The 3151-nt window shown below is 63.1% G+C and carries 6 protein-coding genes; 1 reads left to right on the forward strand and 5 read right to left on the reverse strand.

The features are described from left to right. Positions 1-33 precede the first annotated feature (33 nt). From AUC71_RS08340 to AUC71_RS08350, 3 genes are all read right to left on the reverse strand, one after another. Positions 34-237: a hypothetical protein gene (locus AUC71_RS08340; protein WP_069623896.1), complete on the reverse strand. Its 204-nt coding sequence runs from the start codon at positions 235-237 to the stop codon at positions 34-36. Further along, positions 215-784, reverse strand: coding sequence for a tyrosine phosphatase family protein (locus AUC71_RS08345; protein WP_244500862.1), 570 nt, complete (start codon positions 782-784; stop codon positions 215-217). Before AUC71_RS08345 ends, AUC71_RS08340 begins: the two co-directional genes overlap by 23 nt. A 73-nt stretch (positions 785-857) precedes the next feature. Beyond that, positions 858-1472, reverse strand: coding sequence for a YfbR-like 5'-deoxynucleotidase (locus AUC71_RS08350; protein ID WP_425283369.1), 615 nt, complete (start codon positions 1470-1472; stop codon positions 858-860). A gap of 166 nt (positions 1473-1638) precedes the next feature. On the opposite strand from AUC71_RS08350, the gene AUC71_RS08355 reads away from it, so the two are divergent. Further along, positions 1639-1878, forward strand: coding sequence for a DUF2188 domain-containing protein (locus AUC71_RS08355; protein WP_069623899.1), 240 nt, complete (start codon positions 1639-1641; stop codon positions 1876-1878). A 3-nt stretch (positions 1879-1881) separates the two neighbouring features. Here the strand turns inward: AUC71_RS08355 and AUC71_RS08360 are convergent, their stop codons facing one another. Continuing rightward, complete coding sequence (locus tag AUC71_RS08360) at positions 1882-2472, reverse strand: DNA-3-methyladenine glycosylase I (protein ID WP_069623900.1); 591 nt, start codon at positions 2470-2472, stop codon at positions 1882-1884. Continuing rightward, positions 2469-2945 carry a CAF17-like 4Fe-4S cluster assembly/insertion protein YgfZ gene (gene ygfZ / locus AUC71_RS08365; RefSeq protein ID WP_069623901.1) on the reverse strand — a complete coding sequence of 159 codons (477 nt, stop codon included), beginning with the start codon at positions 2943-2945 and terminating at the stop codon, positions 2469-2471. The genes AUC71_RS08360 and ygfZ overlap by 4 nt, the downstream gene beginning before the upstream one ends. Between the last annotated feature and the right edge of the window lie 206 nt (positions 2946-3151).

Below are 3151 nucleotides of genomic sequence, written 5' to 3' on the forward strand. Positions count from 1 at the left end.
CGTAATCGTCCGCTGGCCTTGTCAAAACAGGTTTCAATTCGGCCAGCCGCTCGAGCGAAATATCCTCGCGGACATTGTTGTCCCGGAACACCCCGGCACAAGGAATGACGAGTCGTCCATGAAATGCGGCTGCTGATCGCGCACCATGACAATGGCCGCGTTCAGGCCGAGCTCGATCTGGGGGTCGTTGGTAGACGGTTGCGCGGCGGCCGCGTTATTGCCCGGAGCGCCGATCATGGCTTACGCCGCGGGCCGGGCGGGGAAGCGAGAAGACCAGGCCTTCGGCGAACTGACCGCGCCCGATATGCTCCACGGCAGCGCTCATGCGTCCTTTGCGGCTGAGGACATTATCCGCCAGGGCGACAAGACGGCGATTGGGGTAGGCTGTGGGCGAGGCGCGGCGCAGCACCCGGGCAAGCGTATGCTCGTCGCTATCCGGGTTCAGGGCGCACAGCGCGATGAAGGCTCCGGCGGTCGAGCGGCTGATGCCGGCCCAGCAGTGAATGAGAAGCGGTGCCTGTTGATCCCAGTCGAGCGTGAACTGGATTAGCTCCGCGACATGATCCTCGCACGGCACGACGAGTCCGTCACGCGCCTCGCAAATGTCGTTCATCGACAGCCTGAGATGGCGTTCCTTGACGATACTGGGCGGCGTATCGATCAGCGTCTCGCCGTTGATCAGGGTCACCAGATGGCTGACCCGGACGTCGGCGACCGTGTCGTGCACAAGACTCAAGGGCGAGACGAAGATCGTGTCCGGCGACATGGCCCCCGGCACTGTCATTCGATCTCTCTCGGAAATCAGGGTGTCCATGGGCCTCTCTTGGCTAACGAATCGATTGCAGCATTTACGCCGTTCATCTGGCAAGCTGATGAAACTGTTTCAAGAACCTCGCCTCGCCTTCTGCCGCAGGAAGGGGGCTTAACTGCGTCAGCGCCTGGACCAGAGCGGGGCTGAGGCCCCGGGGTTGGCCGAAAAAGCGCCGCGCTTCGTCCCGGGAAAAGCCTGCGAGACCAATGGCCTCATAGTAGGCGGCGATCTTGTCGGCCCGCTTGATCAGCCTGTTGACGGCCTCGGGAAGGTCCGCCGGAAGCCCAAACCTCAGATGGATGGCGGCGAGCAGTTTTGCCTCGAAAGCGCGATAGTCGATCGATAGCGCCGCCTTGAACGGGCTGATGAGGTCGCCGATGACATATTCCGGGGCGTCGTGCAGGAGCGCGGCGAGCGCGTGCTCTTTGGAGAGCGCGGAGTCGAGATCCTTGGCGATCGCCTCGACGAGCAGGCTGTGATCTGCCACCGAGAATGTGTGGTCGCCGCGCGTCTGGCCGTTCCATCGGGCGACACGCGCGAGCCCGTGCGCAATGTCCTCGATCTCGATGTCGAGCGGTGAGGGGTCGAGAAGATCGAGCCGCCGTCCGCTCAGCATGCGCTGCCATGCGCGAGGTGCTGTATTGGCGGCGATGTTGCTCACGGTCTCAAGTCCTCATCAGCGGCGGCAAGACGCGGATCGAGTCCGCGTGCGCAAGTCAAGCTGTCTCGTTGAGAAAAATCATGGACGATTCACGCTTCGGATGCCATTCCTACGCGGTCTCATTTGAACGAGAGGCAACTCAATCAGAGAGTCGGGAGAACGCACCATGGCGAAACTGCCCAGATTTTCCCTCAGCCACAACGATAAGAATAAGAAATGGGAACTAAAGCGTGAGGGATCAGGCGAGGTCATCAAACGGTTCAAGACCAAAGCGGCTGCCACTAAGGGCGGCGTGCTTGAAAGAGCCGTCAAGAAGATGGGCTCGGTTCGCATCAGGAAGCGCGACGGCAAGATCCAGGAAGAGCGCACCTATCCGCGCAGCATGGATCCGCGCGGCCGCGGCTGACGCTTAAGTCCGCCCGAGATCGGCGCAAGCCTTGTGGCGGTGGCAAGTCGTCAAATGATCGTTGACCATGCCCGTGGCCTGCATGAAGGCATAGACGATCGTCGGCCCACAAAATTTGAAGCCACGTGATTTGAGCTCCTTGGAGATGGCGCGCGAGAGCGCCGTCTCCGCCGGGACCTGGTCGATGGCCTTGTAGTGGTTGAGGATCGGTTCGCCGTTCACGAAGTCCCACAGGAACGCCGAGAAGCCCGGGCCCGTCTCCATCATGTCGAGCCAGACACGCGCCGAGGCGATCGTCCCCTCGATCTTCATGCGGTTTCGCACAATGCCCGCGTCCTGCATCAGGCGCTCGACCTTCTTCGGCGTGTAGCGGACGATTTTCTCGGGCGCGAAATCGTCGAAGGCGCGGCGGAAAGCGTCGCGCTTGCGCAAGATGGTGATCCAGGAGAGGCCCGCCTGAAAGCCGTCGAGCACCAGCTTCTCGTAGAGCGCGCGGTCGTCGCGCTCGGGAACGCCCCATTCCTCATCGTGATAGGCGACATAGAGCGGGTCGGTGCCCGGCCACGGACAGCGCTTGAGAGCGGCGTCTGTCATGCTGCTGGCATTTCGAACCCGGCAAAGGCCGGACGGGACAGGGTGATGGTCGCATCGCCCGCTGTGAGCGCGGTCCCTTTCGACGCGGCATCCGCGGCCCGGTCCAAGCGAAGCAGCGCCAGCCCGCGCGTTCCGGCTACCGAACCGATGGTGCCGAGGGGCAGATCTCCGGCCTTCACTTCGGTGCCGCTCAGCAAGGGACCGTCTCCCTCGACAGGCACGACCCGTTTGCGTGTCGTGCCGCGGTGCTCCATCCGCGACACCACCTCTTGTCCAACGAAGCAGCCCTTCTTGAAGTCGACCCCGTTCAGTTGATCGAACAAGGCCTCGTGGGGAAACGTGTCGCCAAGCGCATAATCGCGCCCGCCCTCGGGGACGCCGAGCATGATGCGGCGCGCGTGGTATGCGTCCTCGCTGGCCTCGGCGCAGGCGAGACGGCTGATCGCGGCGCCGTCCGGCAGCAAGACCCGCATGCCAAGCGCCTGAGCCGCGGGTCGTCAAAGGCGATCGCCTCGTCGGGCAGGGTCGGCGTACCGTCCCAAACGGCGGCTACATCGTACTCCGGGGCTTCGGCAATCTCGACCTGCGCGCGCAAGCGATAGAAACCGAGCCGTTTCGCCAGCTCCGCGAGGGTGTCTTTAGCTGCTTCGATGAGGATGTCGCCGCCATGCGGCACCAC

The organism is Methyloceanibacter marginalis (genome assembly GCF_001723295.1).
Taxonomy (GTDB): Bacteria; Pseudomonadota; Alphaproteobacteria; order Rhizobiales; family Methyloligellaceae; genus Methyloceanibacter; species Methyloceanibacter marginalis.

Bases quoted from the DNA above. Each gene is read 5' to 3' on its own strand.
- AUC71_RS08360 (WP_069623900.1), bottom strand. From the start codon at position 2,472: ATGACAGACGCCGCTCTCAAGCGCTGTCCGTGGCCGGGCACCGACCCG.
- AUC71_RS08340 (WP_069623896.1), bottom strand. From the start codon at position 237: ATGATCGGCGCTCCGGGCAATAACGCGGCCGCCGCGCAACCGTCTACC.
- AUC71_RS08355 (WP_069623899.1), top strand. From the start codon at position 1,639: ATGGCGAAACTGCCCAGATTTTCCCTCAGCCACAACGATAAGAATAAG.
- ygfZ (WP_069623901.1), bottom strand. From the start codon at position 2,945: ATGCGGGTCTTGCTGCCGGACGGCGCCGCGATCAGCCGTCTCGCCTGC.
- AUC71_RS08345 (WP_244500862.1), bottom strand. From the start codon at position 784: ATGACAGTGCCGGGGGCCATGTCGCCGGACACGATCTTCGTCTCGCCC.